Below are 20506 nucleotides of genomic sequence, written 5' to 3'. Positions count from 1 at the left end.
AATAAATTTTAGTATTTAATTGAAAAGGGAGTTTCTATGGAAGAGAAAGTAGACAAACTATTAGCAGAACTTGATGATTTGAAATTTGATTCTTTAATATTTATATTTGGTATTGGAGAAGGTGAATATATAGAGGAATTAAAAAAAGTTACCTGTGAGAGAAATAAGATTTTTATAATAGAGCCTAATAAAGGCATTTATAAAAAATATAGTAAAGTAATAAAGGACACTAATATTACTTTAGTACATTTTACTAAAAATAATAGTGATGAGTTTGAAAGAATATTAAGTGAAGAGGTACATTATAGGAATTTCATTAATTTATATGTTCATGATTATAATAATTATTCGAAGGCGTATCCTAGTGATTATGATGCTTTTATAAATTTTGTAGATGATACCTATTATAGATTGGCAGTATTTATGAGCACATCTACAGAATTTAAAAAGATATCTTTAGAAAATCTTATTTCAGTAATTAATGTGCTTAAAGAATCTACCCCTATTGATGATTATTTTATGAGTAATAAAGGGGTTCCAGCTATAATTGTATCAGCAGGACCATCATTAGATAAAAATATTGAAAATTTGGTTAAATTTAAGGACAAGTTAAATAAGTTTTTTATTGTAGCAGGAAATAGAACGTTAAAGCCTTTAATTGAAAATGGAATAAAGCCTGATTTAATAGTATCAATAGATCCTCAGGAAATAACGTATACTATGCTAAAGAAATATAAAGATATTGATGTTCCTTTAATGTTTTGTGAACAAAGTAATAAAAAGTTAGTTAGAGAATATAACGGAAGCAAGGTATATACTACTCAAGGAGTTCTTAAAAATATAGAAAAACTAGAAAATATAAGAACGTTTTTTGTTGGAGGATCAGTTGCACACAGTAGTGTAGATACTGCAATATTACTTGGTTGTAATCCTATAATATTTGTAGGACAAGACTTTGCTTATACTTTTGGAAAACATCATTCATTAAATTCTTCTCTAGATACAGATAAAAATTATAATGAGAAAACTGCTATTGAAACTGAAGATGTATTTGGAAATTCAATATTAACTGATAACTTATTGCTTATGTATAAAAAAAATATGGAGTTTTATATAAAGTCTTGCTTAAGTGAAATGAATAGTAAATTTATAAATTGTTCTTATGGTGCAAAGATAGAGGGTACAATTCATAAGGAATTAGAAGATATTTTAAAAAGTAATAAATTTAAAATTATAAAAAGTTCTATAGGGAATAAAGAACCAATTAAAATAGATGAAAAAATAGTATTTAAAGATATTATTGAGTATATTGATTCAGTACTAATAAAATGTGAAGAAGCAATAATAAGTTGTGAAACCATATTACAAAGAAAGGAATCATTTGAGAAAGCTGTGGAGATGCTTGGAGAAATATTAGAAATAGTAGATGATTTTGTTAAATCTCCGAAAAATTTATATTTTAAAGGATATTTTGAAACCTTTTTATTTGATATAAAGGAAAAATATTTTAGAATGCCAGCAGTGAAATATAATGAATTATCTGCAGACATAATTTATCAAAGTGATGTCTTTAAAAAATATTTCAGTGAATTAAGAAAAATGTTAATAGAAGTTAAAAATTTATATACTAAAACTATAGAAGAAATTAATACAAAGTAACACTAAGGCTCAGATGAAGAACAGTTTTTATGACTAAAGAACTCCATCTGAGCTTTAGTATTTAATTAAGGCATATTTAATTAAGGCATATTTAAAAAAATGGATATGTTTTAAAACCGTGTTGATATTGTTCTAAAATCAGATTCAGATTCATATTAAAAAATAATTGATTAAATGGAGTAAATTTATGATTAGTTTTGAAAGAATAACCATTCAAGATTTACCACAAATAATGGAATGGAGAATGAAAGAAGAAGTTACAAAATATATGTATACAGATCCAAAATTAACTTTGGAAAAGCAATTAGACTGGTTTAAAAAAATAACTAATGATAAGAAATGTAGATATTGGACATTGAATAAAGATGGAGATAAGATAGGAATTGTAAATTTAAATCACATAGATTTTTTTAATAAAAGGTGTAGTTGGGAGTATTATATAGGAGATTTAAATTTTAGAGGAATTGGGATTGCTCCAATTGTTGAATACAATGTCTATGAGTATGTATTTGAACACATTAAGTTTAATAAAGTATGGTGTGATTTAATGGAATTTAATAAGCATGCAATTAATATACATAAGAAAATGGGTTCAGAAGTAGAAGGAATATTCAAACAACATATTTACAAAAATGGAAGGTTTCATGATGTTGTGGTTTTGGGAATAACTAAGGAAAAGTGGGATAAAATAAAGGATAATTATAGTTTTGAAAAAGTAGTAATATCATAAGTAAAGACTAGACTATTATATGAATTTTTATATTAATAATTAATGTTTTATCAAAATAACTCAGTATAAGTAGCTAAAAGTGTGTAAATATTTTCAAAAAAGCCTAAATTATTTAAAAAAAGTGATAAAATATTGACAATTTGTTATTTAGACGTTAAAATACAAGTACAGTAAGTTATTTAAAACAAAATAAAAGCAATGGAGCTTTCTGAATTTAGATTAATTTGAATAAATTTAGTGGGCTTTTTTTGGTATATTAGGCTTTTGAGAGAAACCAATGGGTTAAAGGTTACATAATCAAATTAAAGTTTAGGAGGTCATTTTAATGAAAAGAAGCATGATGAAAAAATTAATCAAAAGTATAGCTGTTACAAGTTTATTAGGCGTATTCCTAGTAGGTTGTGGTAGTACTACTAAAAAGGCTGATGATTCAGCAAAAGGTGAAAGTGGAAAATATATAATTGCATGTGATGCAAAATTTGCACCATTCTCATTCGAAGAAAATGGAACTTATAAAGGAATTGATGTTGAACTTTTAGACGCAATATCAAAAGAAGAAGGCTTTAAATATGAATTAAAACCAATGGATTTTAATGGGATTATTCCTGGACTTACTTCAAATCAATTAGACGGAGCAATCGCTGGTATTAGTATTACAGATGAAAGAAAAGAAGTTTTAGACTTTTCAAATGAATATTTTGATTCTGGTTTATCAATATTTGTTTCTACTAATAACACGACTATAAATGGAGAAAAGGATTTACAAGGTAAGACAGTTGCAGTTAAAAAAGGTACTGCTGGAGAAAAATATGCTTTAGATAATGCAGAAAAATTAGGATTAGATGTAAAACATTTTGAAGATTCACCTTCAATGTGCTTAGCAGTTCAAAATGGAAATACTGATTTTGCTTTAGAAGATTATCCTGTAATAGCTTACAAAATCAAATTAGATAATCCAAAGGTATTAAAACTTGCTGGAGATAAGGTTACTACTGTTAATTATGGATTTGCAGTTGCAAAGGGTAAAAACAAAGAATTATTAGATAAATTTAACGAAGGTCTAAAGAAAATTAAGGAAAATGGGGAATACGATAAAATAGTTAATCAATATGTTGGCTAGGAAGGGTAGTAAATTATGTTCTTAAGTTTGTTTAAAGAAAGCTTACCAAGTCTATTGACTGGGTTAGCTGTGACATTAAAGTTAGCTATATTTTCAATAATTATAGCGTGTGTAATTGGAGTAATAATAGGATTATTAGGTATATCTAAAAATAAAATACTTAGAGGAATATCTACTGTATATACATATTTAATTAGAGGGACTCCTTTAATTGTGCAAGGATTATTCTTATATTTTGGGTTAGGTGCATTATTTGCAATGAGATTTGATCCTATAAAAGCAGGAATACTTGTATTAAGTTTAAATGCTGGTGCATATTTATCTGAAATATTTAGAGGTGGAATACTTGCGGTAGATAATGGACAAATGGAAGCTGCAAGAAGTTTAGGATTAAATTATCCTAAAGCTATGGTTCTTATAGTTCTACCACAAGCATTTAAGATAATGATACCTTCAATACTAAATCAATTTATAATTACAGTTAAGGATACATCTATTCTATCAGTAATTGGAATAAGAGAACTTACACAAAGCGGTCAAATAATAATTGCAAGAAATTATAAGACGTTTGAGTTATATGCAATGGTAGCATTAATGTATTTAATTCTTATAACTGTTTTAAGTTTAATTTCAAAGCTTGTAGAAAAGAAATTATCTTATGGAATTAAAGCCTAATAAGATGTCTAAAATCAAAAATTATTAAAATTACAATAATATATTTGTAAGGATTTTTAAAAGTTAGGCATATTAAAGAAAATAACAAGTCAAAGATGCGACGTATATTTTGAGTCAGACAAGGAGATGAAATTAACGCATAGCAAGCTATGGGTTGATTTTATCGACACAGTATGACTCAAAATAGACTAGCTGATTTACTTGTTATTTATTTTAATATGCCTTAAATGCTTTTAGAAGTCCTTATTTTAATTATATAAATTTAAAAATAAGGCTATGTTTTAGCAGAGTGTTGATATTTTTGTAAAGCGGACATTGAAAAATAGGTAAATTTTTATACATTAAGAAAATATTAAGAAATAACTAAGGATTCTATGGTTGATTAAATCCTTAGTTATTTTTATAATAATAGTGTACTATATGATATAGTACACTTGATACTTTGTAAATGTTTTTATTTAATAGAGGGGGTATATTTAAATGAAAAAATCAACAGTAATAGTTATTTTAGGTGTGTTTATTGTTGGAACTTCGTTATTATGTATAAGTTCAGATAATATTTATAAAAAACAAAAGAAGTTTAATAGTTCATCAGAAGTTTTACAGCAGTTAGATAATAATGTGATTATTGCACTCGATGAAAAGGGAGTTTTTTCTGAAACAAATGAACTTAAAGAGTGTCTTTCAAAAAGAAAAAGAATAAGTAATTCTCAGATAAATTATTTAGACTTTAATTTAAAAGAAGTAAAAGAACTAAATGAAAAACAAAAAAAATCTATTTTAGATGATTATATAATTAAATCAAATAGTTTAGTGAAATCTAATAAAAAGACAATAATGGAACCGGTTAGGGTATTAGCTAATGTTAAGTACGATGGAGGATATAGGCATTCTAAACACGGTGACAAAGAAGGAAATATAATTTTTGATTTTGTAATTGTCGATGAAGGTGAGGGTTTTGTTATTGATTATATTGTAGAGCACAATCCAAGCAATGCAGAAGAAGGTGAAACGAATGTTGAGGGTTGATCCAAGAAGTAGTACACCTATATATAAGCAGATAGAATTTAGAATAAAAGAGCTGATTTTAAAAGGCGCACTAAAGTCTGGAGAAAAGTTGCCTTCAGTTAGAGAAATGGCAGTATTATTAACTATAAACCCTAATACAATAAGTAAAGCTTATGGGAATCTTGAAAGAGAGGGAATTATTGAAACTTTAAGGGGAAAGGGAACTTTTATAACAGCTAATTATAAAGGTAGTGTGGATGAAAAAAAGATGGAGTATATAAGGGAAGTATTAAAGACAATTATACTTGAGGCAAGCTATTCAGGAATAGATAAAGAGGAGTTTATAAATATAGTAAAACAAATATTTTCTGAGATTAGGAGTGAAAAAGTATGATCGAAGTAAATAATTTATCCTTTGAGATAGATGGTAAACATATTTTAAAGGATATTAACTTAAAAATAAATAAAGGTAAAATATTTGGACTCATAGGACCTAATGGAGCTGGCAAGACTACTTTAATTAGATGTTTAACAGGAATTTATCTTCCAACTATAGGTGATATAAAATATGATGGAAATGTAGTTTATGATAATCCAATTGTTAAATCTCAAATTGGATTTGTAGCTGATGAAAATACGTTTTTTTACAATTTTAAAATAAAAGATGTTTTAAAATATTATAAATATGCATATCCAAGTTTTGATCAAGTGAAATTTAATAAATTAAATAATGTTTTTAAAATACCTTTAACTAAGCTTGTTTTTCAGTTGTCAAAAGGTATGAAAATGAGGCTTTCAATAATGTTAGCTTTTTCAATAAAATCAAAGTACTTAATTTTAGATGAACCAACATCTGGATTAGATCCAATATTAAAGAATAAATTATTAAACATATTTTTAAATGAGGTTTCAGAAAATGATACAACAATTATAATAAGTTCTCATCATTTAAATGAACTAGAAAGAATATGTGATGAAGTAGCCATATTAGAAGAAGGAATAGTTTCTTATGAAAATTCAATAGATAATATGAAAAATAAGATTAAAAAAGTACAAGTTGCCTTTGACCAACCTGTTTATGAAGAGGATTTAAACTTAAAAGGTATATTTAAGATTTCTAAAGTTGGACGAGTATTTACAATAATAACTGATGAATTTGATGATGAGTTTTTAGAATCCCTTAAAAAGTTCAATCCACTTTTTATAGAAGAAGTTGATCTTAGCTTAGAAGATATCTTTATTTATAAGGTGGATAAGGAGGAGAATGATGAAGAGATATTTAAATAAAGCATTAATGTATCAATGGTTTAATACAGCAAAGGTCCCAATATTAATAGGAATTATGATTTGGGGATTTATTGCAAATGAAATTTTGAACGATCAATATTATCAGACTATGGGGGATATATCATTATTGGATGGAGATGGGTTTAGAGGAGCATATTTACCTAGCTATGTAATCCTTGGAGTTATTTTTTTAAGCATATATTTTATAGTATTGGGTGTAAATAAAAGAAATATGAATATGTTTTTACTTAGTGGACCTTATACAAAAAAGCAAATTAGAAGCAATGAACTAATATGTTTTTTAATTACCTTAGTACTATTTATAATTACTTATATTTATATAGCTATTACTTTTTATATAAGGCATAGTGAATCTTTTACAATAATTAATGGATATTCAACTATTATTTTAATCGAAAGCATAAAGATATTTCTTTTAGGTATAATTGGCATACTGTTTATACTTATAGTGGACTCTTTATTTTCAAATGCATCAGTAATTGCTTTATCTATGGGATTCATGTTTTTTTCATTTTTATTAATATTGCACAAGATAGATTGGATTTTTAGAGTATTTCGGAATGTACTTGATGTAGATAAATATATAAATAATATAAATTATATAAAAAATAAATTCCTTATTTTTAATGAAGATTATAGTAGAATTAATGTACGTTTAAAAAATTTCTTTATATATTGTATAATACTTTTAGTTATAATAGCAATAATGTTAATTGTATTAAGAATATTGCAAAGAAAATGTGGATTTGAAACAAACAATAGACTTTTCTCATCTAAATGGAGTCAAAATGTAATAAGTATATATTCAGCCATTATTATAAGTATGTTTGCAGATTTAATAGTATTATCAGATTTTCAAAATCATATTTTATATAATTCAAATAGATTTAATGCTTCTTTACCTTTAAAAGATATATCTATACTTTTATTATCAGATATAAGTTTTATAACTATTGCGAGTATAATATCATATAAAATAATAAAAAGAATAATAAAAAAAATAACTTAAGCATATGAAAAAAAGTAACAGTCCAATACACATCGCATATTGACTAGTAATTATTTAAAAAACTCCTAAGACTAAGTTTAGTTTTATTTATAAACTAAAGAACACAAAAAGTGATTTATGAATAATATATATTAAACTTAAGAATAGGAGTTGGTAAACATGTCAAGACATTGTTGTGAATGTTGTAAATGCGACTGCTGTAATAGATGCAGTAATAGATGCTGTAATAATAACAGCTGCTGTAACCCTTGCTGTAATCCTTGCTGTAATAATGGCGGATGCGGAGGCTTTGGTGGCGGATGCGGAGGTTTTGGCGGCGGAGGCTTTGGTGGCGGATGCGGAGGCTTTAGCTGGATCTGGATATTACTTCTTTTCGGCTTCGGTGGATGTGGCAGAGGCTTTGGTGGCGGATGCGGAGGTTTCTGGTAAAAACTAAGTTAAGAAGAAATAGAATGATAGAGGCATATAACTGCAAAGTTACTTTGTTGTGAAGAATAGGGGCATTTTTATGCCTCTATTCCTTTTATAAGAATATGTCTCAAAATACAAAGCTTATATTTCTCCGATAGCTACTGACTCTAACACTAAATGTCCTAAAAGATGAAGATAAGAGTTACTATGCCCATATATAACGAGTTCTAAGCTTCAGATGTAGTCAAAATCCAATCTGAAACAGAGAACTCTGTTTATACTTTAATGCTGTTAAAATTTTAATTTAAGGCTCTGTTTTAAGTGAATGTTGATATTATAATATAAAGCTCATGGACAGAGGAATTCACTTTAAGAACTCTAAAATAAATATTAGTCCTATTAATGCATGCTCCCAATCAAAGATTGTGACAAGCAATTAATAGTACAAATATTCAAGGAAACTCGACTCATGTACATTCGCTGAGTAAGTTCAAAAACAAAATATAAAATTTTGATTTTCACTTAAGAGTTCTATAAAGCAAATTTCAATGCCAGTTCGCCTTTATATTAAAATATCAACATTATTTTAAAACATAGCCTAATTTAATATCCACTATTATTAAAACTATGGTATATTTATTAATACAATAGATATAGTCAAGGCATCTTAAAAAAGGGCTATGTTTTAAGGAAATGTTGATATTGTAATATAAACACTATTTTAAAACATAACCTAAAAAATAATTATGATAAAATATATGGTCAAGAATAAGAAAATTTATGGAGTGATTAAATTTATGGAAGAAAGATTACAAAAATACATGGCAAGCTGCGGAGTAGCTTCAAGAAGAAAATGTGAAGAAATAATACTAGGCGGAGAAGTTAAGGTTAATGGAAGTTTAGTAAGTGAACTTGGAATAAAAGTAGATCCTTTAAAAGATAAAGTTGAATATAAAGGGGAGATAATAACTAAGGAAGAAAACAAAGTATATATTATGCTGAATAAGCCAGAAGGATATATAACCTCAGTTAAAGATGAAAAAGGAAGAAAGACAATTTTAGATATAGTTAATGTTAAAGAGAGAATATATCCTATAGGAAGACTGGACTATGATAGTTCAGGATTGATAATATTAACTAATGATGGGGATATATATAATAAGATAATTCACCCAAGGGAAGAACTTATAAAGAAGTATGTAGCTTTAGTTAAAGGAGAAGTATTAGAGAAAGATATTAAATTATTTAATACTGGAATAGATATTGGTGGATATAAAACAGCTCCAGCAGATATTAAGGTTTTAAGTTATGATAGAGGCATGTCTACAGTAGAAGTTTCAATTCATGAAGGTAAGAATAGACAAATAAGAAAGATGTTTGCTGCAATAGGATATGAAGTAGTAGGTTTAAACAGAATTTCTATTGGAGATATAAAACTAAAGTATTTAAAAAAGGGAGAATGGAGAGAATTAAATTCAGAAGAGCTTAATTATATAAATAGATTATAAACAAATATGAGTTAGCAAATGAATGTAAAAAAAAATCATCTTGCAAAATTAGCTTTTTTATTTCTAAAAGTCCCACTTATTTGTTGAATATATTATGATAAGATGATAGAATCTATATGGGAATAATTCAATATGGAACGATAGGGTGATAAAACATGGATGATATAAATAATGAAAATAGTAAAGACCTTATGAGATTAATTCAAGTTAAATTTACTAGATTGAGTAAAGGTCAAAAGTTAATAGCTGAATATATATTAAAAAATTATGATAAAGCAGCTTTTATGACAGCAGCAAAGCTTGGAGTGTCAGTTGGAGTATCTGAGTCAACAGTTGTAAGATTTGCAAATGAATTAGGGTTTTCAGGATATCCAAAACTTCAAAAAGCACTTCAAGAACTTATAAAAAATAAATTAACAACTGTTCAAAGATTAGAACTTCAAAATGATTATTTTACTGATGGTGATGCTTTAAAAGGTGTACTTAAAGCAGATATGGAAAATATAAGAGCTACTTTGGAAAAAATAAATCACAATGTATTTGAGGATGTTGTTAAAAGTATATTTGAAGCAGAAAGAATATACATAATAGGACTTAGAAGCTCAACTGCTTTAGCCGAATTTTTAGGATTTTATTTAAATATAATTTTACAGAATGTAAGAACTGTAAGTTATGGTATTTCAGATATTTTTGAACAGATGATAAATATAGGAGAAAATGACTTAGTGATTGGAATAGGCTTTCCAAGATATGCAGCTAAAACTATTGATGTATTAGATTTTGCTCAAGAGAGAAAAGCAAAGGTTGTTGCAATAACAGATAGTTTACTTTCACCTTTAGCATCTAAATCTGATTATGCGTTGATAGCTCAAAGCAATATGGCATCATTTGTAGATTCTCTAGTAGCACCTTTATCTGTAATAAATGCATTAATTATTGCGGTTGGAATGAGAGAAAAAGAAAGTATTTCAAATATATTTGGAAATCTAGAACAAATATGGAAGGGATACAATGTATATTCTTATAATAATAGAAATGTAGCAGATGATTGATTATGCCGAAAGTATTTATTTAATATAAATAGTAAAGAGTCTTAAAGAGAATGTTTATATAATTTTCTTTGAGACTTTTTTAATATTTATAATTTAGGTTTTATTAACGCGGTTTTAAAACAGAACATAATTTATAATTAGATAAGAAATGTTATTTTAAATTAAGTGAATGATTTAAGTAAATTCTCGAAAATAAATATAAATTTAAATCTGATGAATATGATTAAAATTTATGAAGGGGATAATATAAATGAATTTTAAAATTAATATACCTAAAGATGTTAAGCTTGTACTTGATACTTTAATAAATAATGGATATGAAGCTTATATAGTTGGCGGTTGTGTTAGAGATAGTGTTTTAGGAAAATCCCCTAAGGATTGGGATATAACCACTAAGGCTAAACCAGATGAAGTTATAGAATTATTTAAAAAAGTAATCTTAACTGGAATTAAACATGGAACAGTTACAGTTATGATAGGTAAAGAAGGATATGAGGTTACAACTTATAGGAATGATGGAGAATATGAAGACAATAGGCATCCAAAGCAAGTTGAATTTGTATCTAATTTAAAAGAAGACTTGGCTAGACGGGATTTTTCAATTAATGCAATGGCCTATAACGAACAAGATGGATTGGTGGATTATTTTAATGGAGTAGAAGATTTAAAGAGTAAAATAATAAAAACAGTTGGAGAGCCTAAAAAAAGATTTTGTGAAGATGCATTAAGAATGTTAAGAGCTATTAGGTTTTCAGCTCAATTAGATTTTGATATTTCAAATGATACACTACTTTCTATAAGAACTTTAAAAGATAATATTAAAAATATATCAAAAGAAAGAATTAGAGAAGAATTTAATAAGATGTTAGTAAGCAATACCAAAAGTATTGAAGTCTTAAAAGAAACGGGCTTATTAGAGTACATTATACCTTATATTAATAAGACTTATGATTTTGAACAGAATAATCCATATCATATCTATAACTTATATGAACATACACTGTTATCTACAAAATTAATAGAAAACAAATTATACTTAAAATTAACCATGTTATTGCATGATTTAGGAAAATTAAAAACAAAAACTAGTGATGAAAATAATATTTCTCACTTTTATGGTCATGCTAAAGAATCAGTACTAATGGCAGAAAAAGCTTTAAAAGATTTAAAATATGATAATGATACAATAAATAAGGTTACTACTTTAATAAAGTATCATGATAGTACTTTAAAAACTAAATTATCAGTAAAGAGGATGTTAAACAAAATAGGGGAAGATTTATTAAGAGATTTAATAAAAGTACAAAGAGCAGATGTATTAGCTCAAAATCCTATATATGAAAAAGATAGGATATTAAATCTAGTTAATGTAGAAAACAAGTTAAATGATATAATAGAACAAAGTGAGTGCGTTAATTTAAAAGATTTGGAAATTAACGGGCAAGATTTAATAAACATAGGCTTTAATAAAGGAAAAGAGATAGGGCAAATATTAAATTATTTATTAGATTTAGTTATAGAAACTCCAAATTTAAATAATAAAGAGATATTATTAAAAATTGCAAAAAACAAGTTGATGTCCTGAAAATTTATCAAGTGATTCTTAAAATTCGTATTAAGTTTTGGTGTAAAAGTAGTCATATGAAATAACAGATAGTTCCAATATACTATCTGTTATTTTTTAATGGTCTTAGGTATATAATTTATGATAAATTTCATAAAAAGTATTAAAACTTACTTAAAATTATATCTAAATAATTTTAAGTAAGTTTTTTCTTTCGAAATTCTTAAGAATTTAGAGGATAGTTTTGTAAGATTTGTATTTTAGTATAAGAATAAGGCATATTTAAAAAAGTAACAAATCAGTATACTAGTTTATTTTCTTTTATATGTCTAAAGGGATTACATTTTCTATCAACCAATAAAATATGGTAAAATTAACATGAAATTTAAATTATTTAAGGAGGATCAAATGAAGGGTTACAATATTTTAGTTGTTGATGATGATAAAACAATAACTGAAGCAATAGAAGTCTATTTAGCTAATGAGGGGTATAAAATTTTCAAAGCTTATGATGGTATACAAGCATTAAAAATTATTGATGAGCAGGATATACACCTTGTTATACTGGATATAATGATGCCTAATATGAATGGAACAAGAACTACTATTAAGATAAGAGAGGAAAAACAAATTCCAATAATAATGCTTTCAGCCAAATCAGAAGATACTGATAAGATATTAGGGTTAAATTTAGGAGCAGATGATTATATAACTAAGCCATTTAATCCATTAGAACTAATAGCAAGAGTTAATTCTCAAATAAGGAGATATACTCGATTCTCTCCTCTAAAAGAAAATAGCAATGTAATTACAGTAGGAGGAATAGAGTTAAATAAGGAGAGTAAAGAGGTATTTGTAGATGGTGAAAATGTAAAATTAACTCCATTGGAATTTAAGATTTTGACTCTTCTTATGGATAATCCTAATAGAGTTTTTTCGATTGAAGAAATTTATGAAAGAGTTTGGAATGAACCTGCTTTTAGTAATGTGGATACAGTTACTGTTCATATAAGAAGAATAAGAGAAAAGATAGAAATAAATCCTAAAGAACCAAGATATTTAAAGGTGGTGTGGGGAATTGGATACAAAATTGAAAAATAATAAGAAAATTAAGCGTCCTAATTTATTGATTTTACTCTTATGTATTGTTATGTTACCTATTTTTATAGGGATATCATATAATTTCATTATATGTCAAGGAGATACCAATACTGAAAAGTTTTTAGTAGATGTTATGAATGATGTATGTCTTTCAGCAAATGATATGAATTATTATATTAATCAATCAGATGGCAGTTTAAAAGAGGAAGCTATACAAAATCAAATAACATACTTAAAGAATACTGATAAAAATATTTTGAAAGATGTTACTAATCAAATTAAAAGTTTTATGTTTGATTCTGGAGAAAATGATAATTCACAGGAAGACTATGAAGAAAAACGTATAAGTCTAGAACATAATGAATATTATAATGGATTATTAGATAGAAAAAATGAATTAGAAGAAAAGCTTAAACAAGGAGATCAAGCATATAGAGAAGATGGAATAAAGGAGATACAAAATCATTTAGATGATAAATATGCAAATCTTGCAAAAAATCCAAATATTGAATATTATATAGAAAAAAATGATAATGAAGAATCTATAACAAACATTAAAGGTGAATCAAAAGATGAAATTATAAGTGACACTAAAAGTAATTATAAGTATTATATGATGTTTTTGGAAATTAATCATAAAGTTCCAGAAGAAATTAATGTTTCAAATAGTTTAAAAGAATCTCTTCATGAAACATATAATCTTTATAATAATAAACAAGTTATTGTTAGGATATCGAATCCATTAAAAAGTGGTGATGAAATATGTAATAAAATTAATGAAAAAAACAAATATAGTTTTATTGGATATATTTTTTCGGTTTTAACTTTATTAGATATTTTTATAATTATTATTTTAACATTAAAGTGTAAAAAGGAATTATATATAATATTAAAAGATAATTTTATAATAAGATGTTACAAAAAATTATTTATTGAAATAAGATGTTTATTTATTTTGGCAATCATAATATATTTTGATGAATTCAAACATATGATAGGATATCTATTTTGCGGAAAATGTTATTTTCGTATAGATTTTTGGACAACATTTCTTATGGTTATTATTTTAGTATATTTAGTATATTTAGTAATAGCAGATATAAAGAGTTTGTTTTTATTAAATAAAGAAATAAATATAAGAGATTATCTTTGTAAAAAATCTATACTTTATAAATCGAAAGATTTAATGAAAGAAAGTTTTTTAATAAAATCAACTTCTTCAAGATTAATAATATCAATAATAGGATTTATTGTGTATGTGATTCTAATATTGATAGAAGGATATTCAATAGGATATGATTGGTGGTGGCCTTATAATATCTTTGCATTGATACCAGCTATTTTAGGCACAGCATTTATAATAATATATTTATTTTCAGTTGCAAGGAACATTAATAGAATAAAAATTGGTACAGATAATATCTTAAAAGGAAATTATAATAATAAAATTGATGTAAAAGGAGCAATAATTCTTAAAGATATAGCAAATAATATTGTGAATATAGAAAAGGGATTAGACAAAGCCGTAGATAAGGCAGTTAAGAGTGAAAAGATGAAGGGAGAATTAATCACTAATGTATCACATGATTTAAAAACTCCACTAACTTCTATAATTAATTATATAGACTTATTAGATAGGAAAAATATTTCTGAAGATGATAAGAAAAAATACTTAGATATTCTTAAGGAAAGATCATTAAGACTAAAGGTTTTAATTGAAGATTTGTTTGAAGCTTCAAAAGCATCATCAGGAACTTTAGAATTAAATATGGAAAAATTAGATCCAGTAGCGCTTATTAGGCAAACTATAGGTGAATTTGAGGATAAAATAGAAAAAGCTAATTTGTATTTTATAAAGAATATACCAGAAAGCAAGCTTACTATATATGCTGATGGAAAAAAGAGTTTTAGAGTATTTCAAAACTTAATATCTAATATACTTAAGTATTCTATGAAAGGTTCTAGGGTATATATTGAAGTATTTGAAGTTGATGGATATATAGAAATAATATTTAAAAATATATCAGAATATCAATTGAATTTTACAGAAGAGGAAATATTAGAAAGATTTAAAAGAGGGGATAGTTCAAGAACAACAGAAGGATCAGGTCTTGGATTATCAATAGCTAAAAGTTTAGTTGAATTACAAGGCGGAAAATTTGACCTTAATGTTGATGGAGATTTATTTAAGGTATCAGTAAAATTAAAGAAGGCTTAAATGTATAGGGTGAGTATTTTAAATAATGCTCACCCTTTATATGTTTAAACACTTAACAATTTGTTATGCATTTTAATGTGCCTAACTATTAAAAATATGATAATATAGATATAGTTATGAATAGTAATAATGGTAGTAATCGGATAAATTATTGTTATGTAACAAATAGGCTATATGGAATGTGATTTAATTAAATAGTAGGAGATAAAGGTAATAATTATGGAAAATAAGATAATCATAATAATAGGTATTACATTATTAATAGTTGTAATTTTACTTATAGTGGCAGGAAATTATTTTTACAACTTTTCACTTAATCCAAGTGTATCAAAAGATGCAATATTTGATAATAATAAAAATAGTGAGAATGAAGTAGTAAATAAAGATGAAACTAGTGGAGAATGTAAAGTAGAAGACATGGAATGGATTCTAAATCTTTCAAATTATAAAGACTCATATATAAAATCTTTTGATAATTTAAGACTTCATGGATATGAAATATTAAATTATAATGATTCACATAGATGGGTTATTACTGTTCATGGATATACAGGTGAAGGTATCAAAATGGGGAGTAGAGCAAAGGTTTTTTATGAAATGGGCTATAATGTTATAATACCAGATTTAAGAGGCCATGGTAAAAGTGAAGGTAATTATATTGGAATGGGATGGCATGATAGAAAAGATATTATTGAATGGACTAATTATATAATAAAACATGACAAAAATTGTGAGATTGTGTTATATGGTATTTCAATGGGAGCAAGTACTGTTATGATGACAGCGGGTGAAGAAGACCTTCCAAGCAATGTTAAGGCGGTAATAGAAGACTGTGGATATACATCAGCTTGGGATGAATTTTCATATCAATTAAAATTTATGTTTAAATTACCTAAATTTCCAATAATGCATGCAGCAAGTCTTGTTACTAAAATACGATCAGGGTATTTTTTAAAGGAAGCTTCAGCTATAAAGCAAGTAAGTAAATCTAATACTCCTATATTATTTATTCATGGTGATGAAGATAAATTTGTTCCATATTTTATGTTAGATAAGGTATATAATGCAGCCAAATCTAAAAAGGAAATATTAATAGTAGAGGGAGCAGCACATTGCAAGGCTCACAAAATTAATCCAGAATTATATTGGACTACTATAAAAAAATTTATTGATAAGTATGTTAATTAATTTTTTTATTTTTGTAGGCACTGTCTATTTTAAGACAGTGCCATTTTTTTATTAGGACTTATTATATGTATTTTATAAAAATTCAAAATATTTATTGACAGATAATAGAAAAAAGCATATTATAAATACATAGTATCAATATGATATTATCTAACAGAAAATAAGTTGAGGTGAAAAGAAGTTTGGATAAACATTTTATAGATAAGGAAGAAGAATTCTTAAAAAATTATAATGAGAATGATTATAAAAGACCAAGTGTTACAAATGATATGATAATATTTACAACAGCTGATAAGGAAGAAGATAATCTTCGAAAGCTACCTAAAAAAGGAATGCAGGTTATTTTAATTAAAAGAGTTGACTATCCATATATAGAAAAGTGGGCACTTCCAGGGGGTTTTTTTGATATAAAAGAAAGCTTAGATGAAGGTGCTAAGAGAAAACTTAAGGAAAAGACAGGAATAGATAATGTTTATACAGAACAGCTCTATACTTTTGGAGACGTTGATAGAGATAAAAGAACAAGGGTTATTAGTGTAGGACATATTGCTTTAGTAGAAAAGAATAGCATAAAGTTTGAAGATGTGGATTCTCTAAAGAAAAGTGAGTGGTTTTGGATAGATAAGACTCTTATTAGTTGTGAAAAACATGAAAAATATGTAGAAAATAAGCATTTTCTATCTCTTAAATCTGTTGATAAAAAAATAGAAATTAATTATGAAATAACAGAAAAAATCGAAAGAAACGTCTTTAGAAGAAAGGAAATAGTTTATAAACTATTAAATAACTCTACAGAGGAATTAGCTTTTGATCACTATAAGATATTAGATTATGGACTAGATAGATTAAGAAATAAAGTAGAGTATACTCCAATTGCGTTTAATCTTTTGCCAAGATTATTTACCGTAAAGGAATTGCAGAATGTATATGAAGCAATAATGGGAAGAGAAATTTTAAACTTCAGAAGAAAAATGGCAGAAATGATTATAGAAACTGATGAAAAAATAGAAGGTAAACCTTTTAGACCAGCTAAGATATTTAAGTTTAATGAAAATTGGGAGCATAATTTTTAAAAATAGAGGAGGATATAAAATGATTTATTTAAATGACGAGATAGTAGAGGTTAAGAAATTTCCAAATGGTGAATCTTTAATTAATAGTGAAAATTTAAAATTAAAAAGCAATGATAATGAAATTAGGGTTAATTTTGAAAGTGATGAGGATATAATTCATTTAATATTTTTGAAAAGTCATTTAGATGAATTTAAAATAAAATGTAATTTAACACTTCCATATATGCCTTACAGCAGAATGGATAGAACAGAAGGCATGACGGTTTTCACATTAAAGCATTTATGTAAACTAATTAATAATTTGAATTTTGAGAGTGTAACGATTTATGAACCACATTCAGATGTATCCACTGCATTATTAGATAGGGTTAAGATAGTTAACATGTCCCAAACTTTAACTAAAGAGCTTTTAAAAGAGGTTAATAATGGGAAGGGAGATGTCTATTTAGTTTATCCAGATGCAGGTGCAGCAAAGAGATACGGTAAAGAAATAGGCTATGAAAAAATTCTAACTGCTAACAAAGAGCGGGATTTTAAAACAGGATTTATAAAAAAATTACAAATTAATGGAAACGTTGAAAGCAAAAGTTTTAAAGCTATTATAGTAGATGATTTATGTTCAAAGGGTGGAACCTTTATGCTAACAGCGTCTAAGTTAAAGGATATGGGAGCAACGGAAATATACTTAGTAGTTACGCATTGTGAAAATACAATTTTTGAAGGAGATTTATTAACAAGCGATTTAATAACAAAGATATATACAACCAATAGTATTTTAAGTAAAAACCATGAAAAAATTAAAGTGTATGAAATTTAGGGGGTATATATTATGGCTAAACTTTTAGTAGTTATTGACTATCAAAATGACTTTGTAGATGGAACGTTAGGCTTTGAAAAGGCTAAAACATTAGAGCAATCTATATATGATAAGGTTATTAAATATTTGCAAAATGGTGATAAGGTATTATTTACCTATGACACTCATTACGAAGATTATTTAGAAACTAGAGAAGGTAAAAATTTACCTGTGCCACATTGTATAAAAAATACTCATGGACATCAGTTGTATGGAAAAATAAATGATTTTATAAATCTTAAAAATACATTACATTATACAAAAGAAGGTTTTGGAATATCACCAGAGGATATGATTAAATTAACCAATGAAATAGGAGAAGATATTAATAAAATTGGTATTATTGGGATTGTTACCAATATATGTGTAATTAGCAATGTGGTAATGTTTCAGTCACAATATAAAAATGCTGATATTGTAGTTGATGCAAGTCTTTGTGCTAGTTTTGATGATGTATTACATGAAAAGGCATTAGATGTTATTGAAGCTTTGCAAGTAAAAGTAATTAATAGGGGGAATTGAAAATGATAAATCCATTATTATTAACAGATTTTTATAAAACAATTCATCATATGTGTTATGCAAAAGGAATGACTAAATTAGTAAGCTATTGGACTCCTAGGATGTCTAGAAAAGAAAATATGGACAAAGTTGTTATGTTTGGACTTCAGCCTTTTTTAAAGAAGTATTTAATTAAGTACTTTAATGAAAACTTCTTTAATAAAGAGAAGGAAGCTGTAGTTTGTGAGTATAGAAGAATTATTTCTAAAACTATGGGAGATATAGCAGCAGATACAAAGCACATTGAAGCTTTGCATGATTTAGGATATTTGCCAATACAAATTAAAGCAGTAGCAGAGGGTTTAAGAGTAAATATTAAAACACCAATGATTGAAATTACTAATACACATGAAGATTTTGCATGGCTTGTAAATTATTTAGAAACTTTTATTAGTTGTAATATATGGCAACCAATGACAAGTGCCACTATTGCATATAGGTATAGAGAAATAATAGAAAATTATTTTAATCTTACTGTAGAAACTGGAGATATAAGAAAAGCCTGTGGAGATTTTAGCATGAGAGGTTTTAGTTCTCTGGAAAGTGCAGAGATTAGTGGTGCAGCGCATCTGCTTTCATTTTTGGGAACGGCAACAATATCTTCGATTGCCTATTTAGAAGAATATTACAATTGCAATATAGAAGAAGAAATGGTTGGCTTGGGAACTCCATCTACAGAGCACAGTATAATGAGTAGCTATGGTACGGATGAGCTTGAAGCCTATAAGAGATTGATTACTGAGGTATTCCCAAGTGGAACTTTAAGTATAGTATCTGACACTTATGATTATTGGAATGTAATAACAAATATACTTCCTAAATTGAAAGAAGACATTATAAAGAGAAATGGAAAAATTGTTATTAGAGGCGATAGTGGAGACCCAGTAAAAATAATTTGTGGATACAAGGATGAGCTAAAGAATAGTCCTGAATATAAGGGCACTGTTGAGTTACTATGGGATATTTTTGGAGGGGAAATTAATTCAAAAGGGTACAAGGTCTTAAATAGTAAGATTGGAACAATTTATGGAGATAGTATAACTGTGGAAAGATGCGAGGAAATTTGTAAGGGTCTAGAGGAAAAGGGCTTTGCAGTAAATAACTGTGTGTTTGGTATAGGATCATATACCTATCAGTACAATACTAGAGATACTTTTGGATTTGCATTAAAGGCTACTCATGCAGTAATAGATGGAGAAGAAAAGTTTATCTTTAAGGATCCTAAAACTGATACAGGCAATTTTAAAAAGTCACAAAAGGGAATGTGTTATGTGTATAGAGAGGGACAAAATATTTTATATAAAGATGAATTAACAATAAAAGAGCAAGATGAATTTAAGGATAACCTATTAGAAATTGTATTTAAGGATGGTAAATTAATAAAAGAGTATTCATTATCGGAAATAAGAGATAGATTGCACGGAAACTTTTAACCACATTTTTGAGGAATAGAAACAGGTAAAAT

At 26.5% G+C, this 20506-nt stretch carries 19 protein-coding genes; all 19 read left to right on the top strand.

Annotated features, from left to right (window positions below):
* Positions 1–36 precede the first annotated feature (36 nt).
* The 19 genes from BM027_RS01415 to BM027_RS01325 all read left to right on the top strand — a co-directional run bounded on the left by BM027_RS01415 (position 37) and on the right by BM027_RS01325 (position 20474).
* A complete protein-coding gene (locus BM027_RS01415; protein WP_090088084.1) occupies positions 37–1659 on the top strand; it encodes a motility associated factor glycosyltransferase family protein in 1623 nt (540 codons plus the stop codon).
* Positions 1660–1846: 187 nt separating this feature from the next.
* Positions 1847–2389, top strand: coding sequence for a UDP-4-amino-4,6-dideoxy-N-acetyl-beta-L-altrosamine N-acetyltransferase (gene pseH, locus BM027_RS01410; RefSeq protein ID WP_090088081.1), 543 nt, complete (start codon positions 1847–1849; stop codon positions 2387–2389).
* A gap of 337 nt (positions 2390–2726) precedes the next feature.
* Positions 2727–3509, top strand: coding sequence for a transporter substrate-binding domain-containing protein (locus tag BM027_RS01405; protein WP_090088166.1), 783 nt, complete (start codon positions 2727–2729; stop codon positions 3507–3509).
* Positions 3510–3521: 12 nt separating this feature from the next.
* Complete coding sequence (locus BM027_RS01400) at positions 3522–4184, top strand: amino acid ABC transporter permease (protein WP_423230309.1); 663 nt, start codon at positions 3522–3524, stop codon at positions 4182–4184.
* Between the two features lie 480 nt (positions 4185–4664).
* A complete protein-coding gene (locus tag BM027_RS01395; protein ID WP_090088077.1) occupies positions 4665–5213 on the top strand; it encodes a hypothetical protein in 549 nt (182 codons plus the stop codon).
* Complete coding sequence (locus BM027_RS01390; RefSeq protein ID WP_090088075.1) at positions 5200–5586, top strand: GntR family transcriptional regulator; 387 nt, start codon at positions 5200–5202, stop codon at positions 5584–5586. The genes BM027_RS01395 and BM027_RS01390 overlap by 14 nt, the downstream gene beginning before the upstream one ends.
* Entirely contained in the window at positions 5583–6479 is an 897-nt protein-coding gene (locus BM027_RS01385) for an ABC transporter ATP-binding protein (protein ID WP_090088073.1), read from the top strand. The genes BM027_RS01390 and BM027_RS01385 overlap by 4 nt, the downstream gene beginning before the upstream one ends.
* Positions 6460–7509, top strand: coding sequence for a hypothetical protein (locus tag BM027_RS01380; protein ID WP_090088070.1), 1050 nt, complete (start codon positions 6460–6462; stop codon positions 7507–7509). The genes BM027_RS01385 and BM027_RS01380 overlap by 20 nt, the downstream gene beginning before the upstream one ends.
* Positions 7510–7668: 159 nt before the next feature.
* The gene (locus BM027_RS01375; protein WP_090088068.1) at positions 7669–7938 is read left to right on the top strand and encodes a ground-like protein; all 270 of its coding nucleotides are present in this window, start codon (positions 7669–7671) and stop codon (positions 7936–7938) included.
* A 779-nt stretch (positions 7939–8717) separates the two neighbouring features.
* Positions 8718–9428, top strand: a complete 711-nt coding sequence (locus BM027_RS01370; RefSeq protein ID WP_090088066.1) for a pseudouridine synthase — start codon at positions 8718–8720, stop codon at positions 9426–9428.
* Between the two features lie 155 nt (positions 9429–9583).
* Entirely contained in the window at positions 9584–10480 is an 897-nt protein-coding gene (locus BM027_RS01365) for a MurR/RpiR family transcriptional regulator (RefSeq protein WP_090088063.1), read from the top strand.
* Positions 10481–10730: 250 nt separating this feature from the next.
* Positions 10731–12065 carry a CCA tRNA nucleotidyltransferase gene (locus tag BM027_RS01360; protein WP_090088060.1) on the top strand — a complete coding sequence of 445 codons (1335 nt, stop codon included), beginning with the start codon at positions 10731–10733 and terminating at the stop codon, positions 12063–12065.
* 387 nt (positions 12066–12452) lie between these two features.
* On the top strand, positions 12453–13145 hold the full coding sequence (locus BM027_RS01355; RefSeq protein WP_090088058.1) for a response regulator transcription factor: 693 nt from the start codon (positions 12453–12455) through the stop codon (positions 13143–13145).
* Positions 13123–15363: a histidine kinase dimerization/phospho-acceptor domain-containing protein gene (locus BM027_RS01350; protein WP_090088055.1), complete on the top strand. Its 2241-nt coding sequence runs from the start codon at positions 13123–13125 to the stop codon at positions 15361–15363. The genes BM027_RS01355 and BM027_RS01350 overlap by 23 nt, the downstream gene beginning before the upstream one ends.
* A 219-nt stretch (positions 15364–15582) precedes the next feature.
* Positions 15583–16551 (top strand): alpha/beta hydrolase, encoded by a 969-nt coding sequence (locus tag BM027_RS01345; protein ID WP_090088053.1) that lies wholly within the window; start codon positions 15583–15585, stop codon positions 16549–16551.
* 182 nt (positions 16552–16733) lie between these two features.
* Positions 16734–17624 (top strand): NUDIX hydrolase, encoded by an 891-nt coding sequence (locus tag BM027_RS01340; RefSeq protein ID WP_090088051.1) that lies wholly within the window; start codon positions 16734–16736, stop codon positions 17622–17624.
* Between the two features lie 19 nt (positions 17625–17643).
* The gene (locus BM027_RS01335) at positions 17644–18441 is read left to right on the top strand and encodes a ribose-phosphate diphosphokinase (protein ID WP_090088049.1); all 798 of its coding nucleotides are present in this window, start codon (positions 17644–17646) and stop codon (positions 18439–18441) included.
* 12 nt (positions 18442–18453) lie between these two features.
* Complete coding sequence (locus tag BM027_RS01330; RefSeq protein ID WP_090088047.1) at positions 18454–19002, top strand: cysteine hydrolase family protein; 549 nt, start codon at positions 18454–18456, stop codon at positions 19000–19002.
* A 2-nt stretch (positions 19003–19004) separates the two neighbouring features.
* Positions 19005–20474 carry a nicotinate phosphoribosyltransferase gene (locus BM027_RS01325; protein WP_090088045.1) on the top strand — a complete coding sequence of 490 codons (1470 nt, stop codon included), beginning with the start codon at positions 19005–19007 and terminating at the stop codon, positions 20472–20474.
* Positions 20475–20506 lie beyond the last annotated feature (32 nt).

The organism is Clostridium uliginosum (genome assembly GCF_900112485.1).
GTDB lineage: Bacteria > Bacillota > Clostridia > Clostridiales > Clostridiaceae > Clostridium > Clostridium uliginosum.
The sequence above is the reverse complement of the archived record's forward strand: the minus strand, read 5'-3'. Positions and strand labels throughout refer to the sequence as shown.

What these genes read in the sequence shown, in the direction of transcription:
- BM027_RS01415 (WP_090088084.1), top strand. Translation starts at nt 37, where the DNA reads ATGGAAGAGAAAGTAGACAAACTATTAGCAGAACTTGATGATTTGAAA.
- pseH (WP_090088081.1), top strand. Translation starts at nt 1,847, where the DNA reads ATGATTAGTTTTGAAAGAATAACCATTCAAGATTTACCACAAATAATG.
- BM027_RS01405 (WP_090088166.1), top strand. Translation starts at nt 2,727, where the DNA reads ATGATGAAAAAATTAATCAAAAGTATAGCTGTTACAAGTTTATTAGGC.
- BM027_RS01395 (WP_090088077.1), top strand. Translation starts at nt 4,665, where the DNA reads ATGAAAAAATCAACAGTAATAGTTATTTTAGGTGTGTTTATTGTTGGA.
- BM027_RS01390 (WP_090088075.1), top strand. Translation starts at nt 5,200, where the DNA reads ATGTTGAGGGTTGATCCAAGAAGTAGTACACCTATATATAAGCAGATA.
- BM027_RS01385 (WP_090088073.1), top strand. Translation starts at nt 5,583, where the DNA reads ATGATCGAAGTAAATAATTTATCCTTTGAGATAGATGGTAAACATATT.
- BM027_RS01380 (WP_090088070.1), top strand. Translation starts at nt 6,460, where the DNA reads ATGAAGAGATATTTAAATAAAGCATTAATGTATCAATGGTTTAATACA.
- BM027_RS01375 (WP_090088068.1), top strand. Translation starts at nt 7,669, where the DNA reads ATGTCAAGACATTGTTGTGAATGTTGTAAATGCGACTGCTGTAATAGA.
- BM027_RS01370 (WP_090088066.1), top strand. Translation starts at nt 8,718, where the DNA reads ATGGAAGAAAGATTACAAAAATACATGGCAAGCTGCGGAGTAGCTTCA.
- BM027_RS01365 (WP_090088063.1), top strand. Translation starts at nt 9,584, where the DNA reads ATGGATGATATAAATAATGAAAATAGTAAAGACCTTATGAGATTAATT.
- BM027_RS01360 (WP_090088060.1), top strand. Translation starts at nt 10,731, where the DNA reads ATGAATTTTAAAATTAATATACCTAAAGATGTTAAGCTTGTACTTGAT.
- BM027_RS01355 (WP_090088058.1), top strand. Translation starts at nt 12,453, where the DNA reads ATGAAGGGTTACAATATTTTAGTTGTTGATGATGATAAAACAATAACT.
- BM027_RS01345 (WP_090088053.1), top strand. Translation starts at nt 15,583, where the DNA reads ATGGAAAATAAGATAATCATAATAATAGGTATTACATTATTAATAGTT.
- BM027_RS01335 (WP_090088049.1), top strand. Translation starts at nt 17,644, where the DNA reads ATGATTTATTTAAATGACGAGATAGTAGAGGTTAAGAAATTTCCAAAT.
- BM027_RS01330 (WP_090088047.1), top strand. Translation starts at nt 18,454, where the DNA reads ATGGCTAAACTTTTAGTAGTTATTGACTATCAAAATGACTTTGTAGAT.
- BM027_RS01325 (WP_090088045.1), top strand. Translation starts at nt 19,005, where the DNA reads ATGATAAATCCATTATTATTAACAGATTTTTATAAAACAATTCATCAT.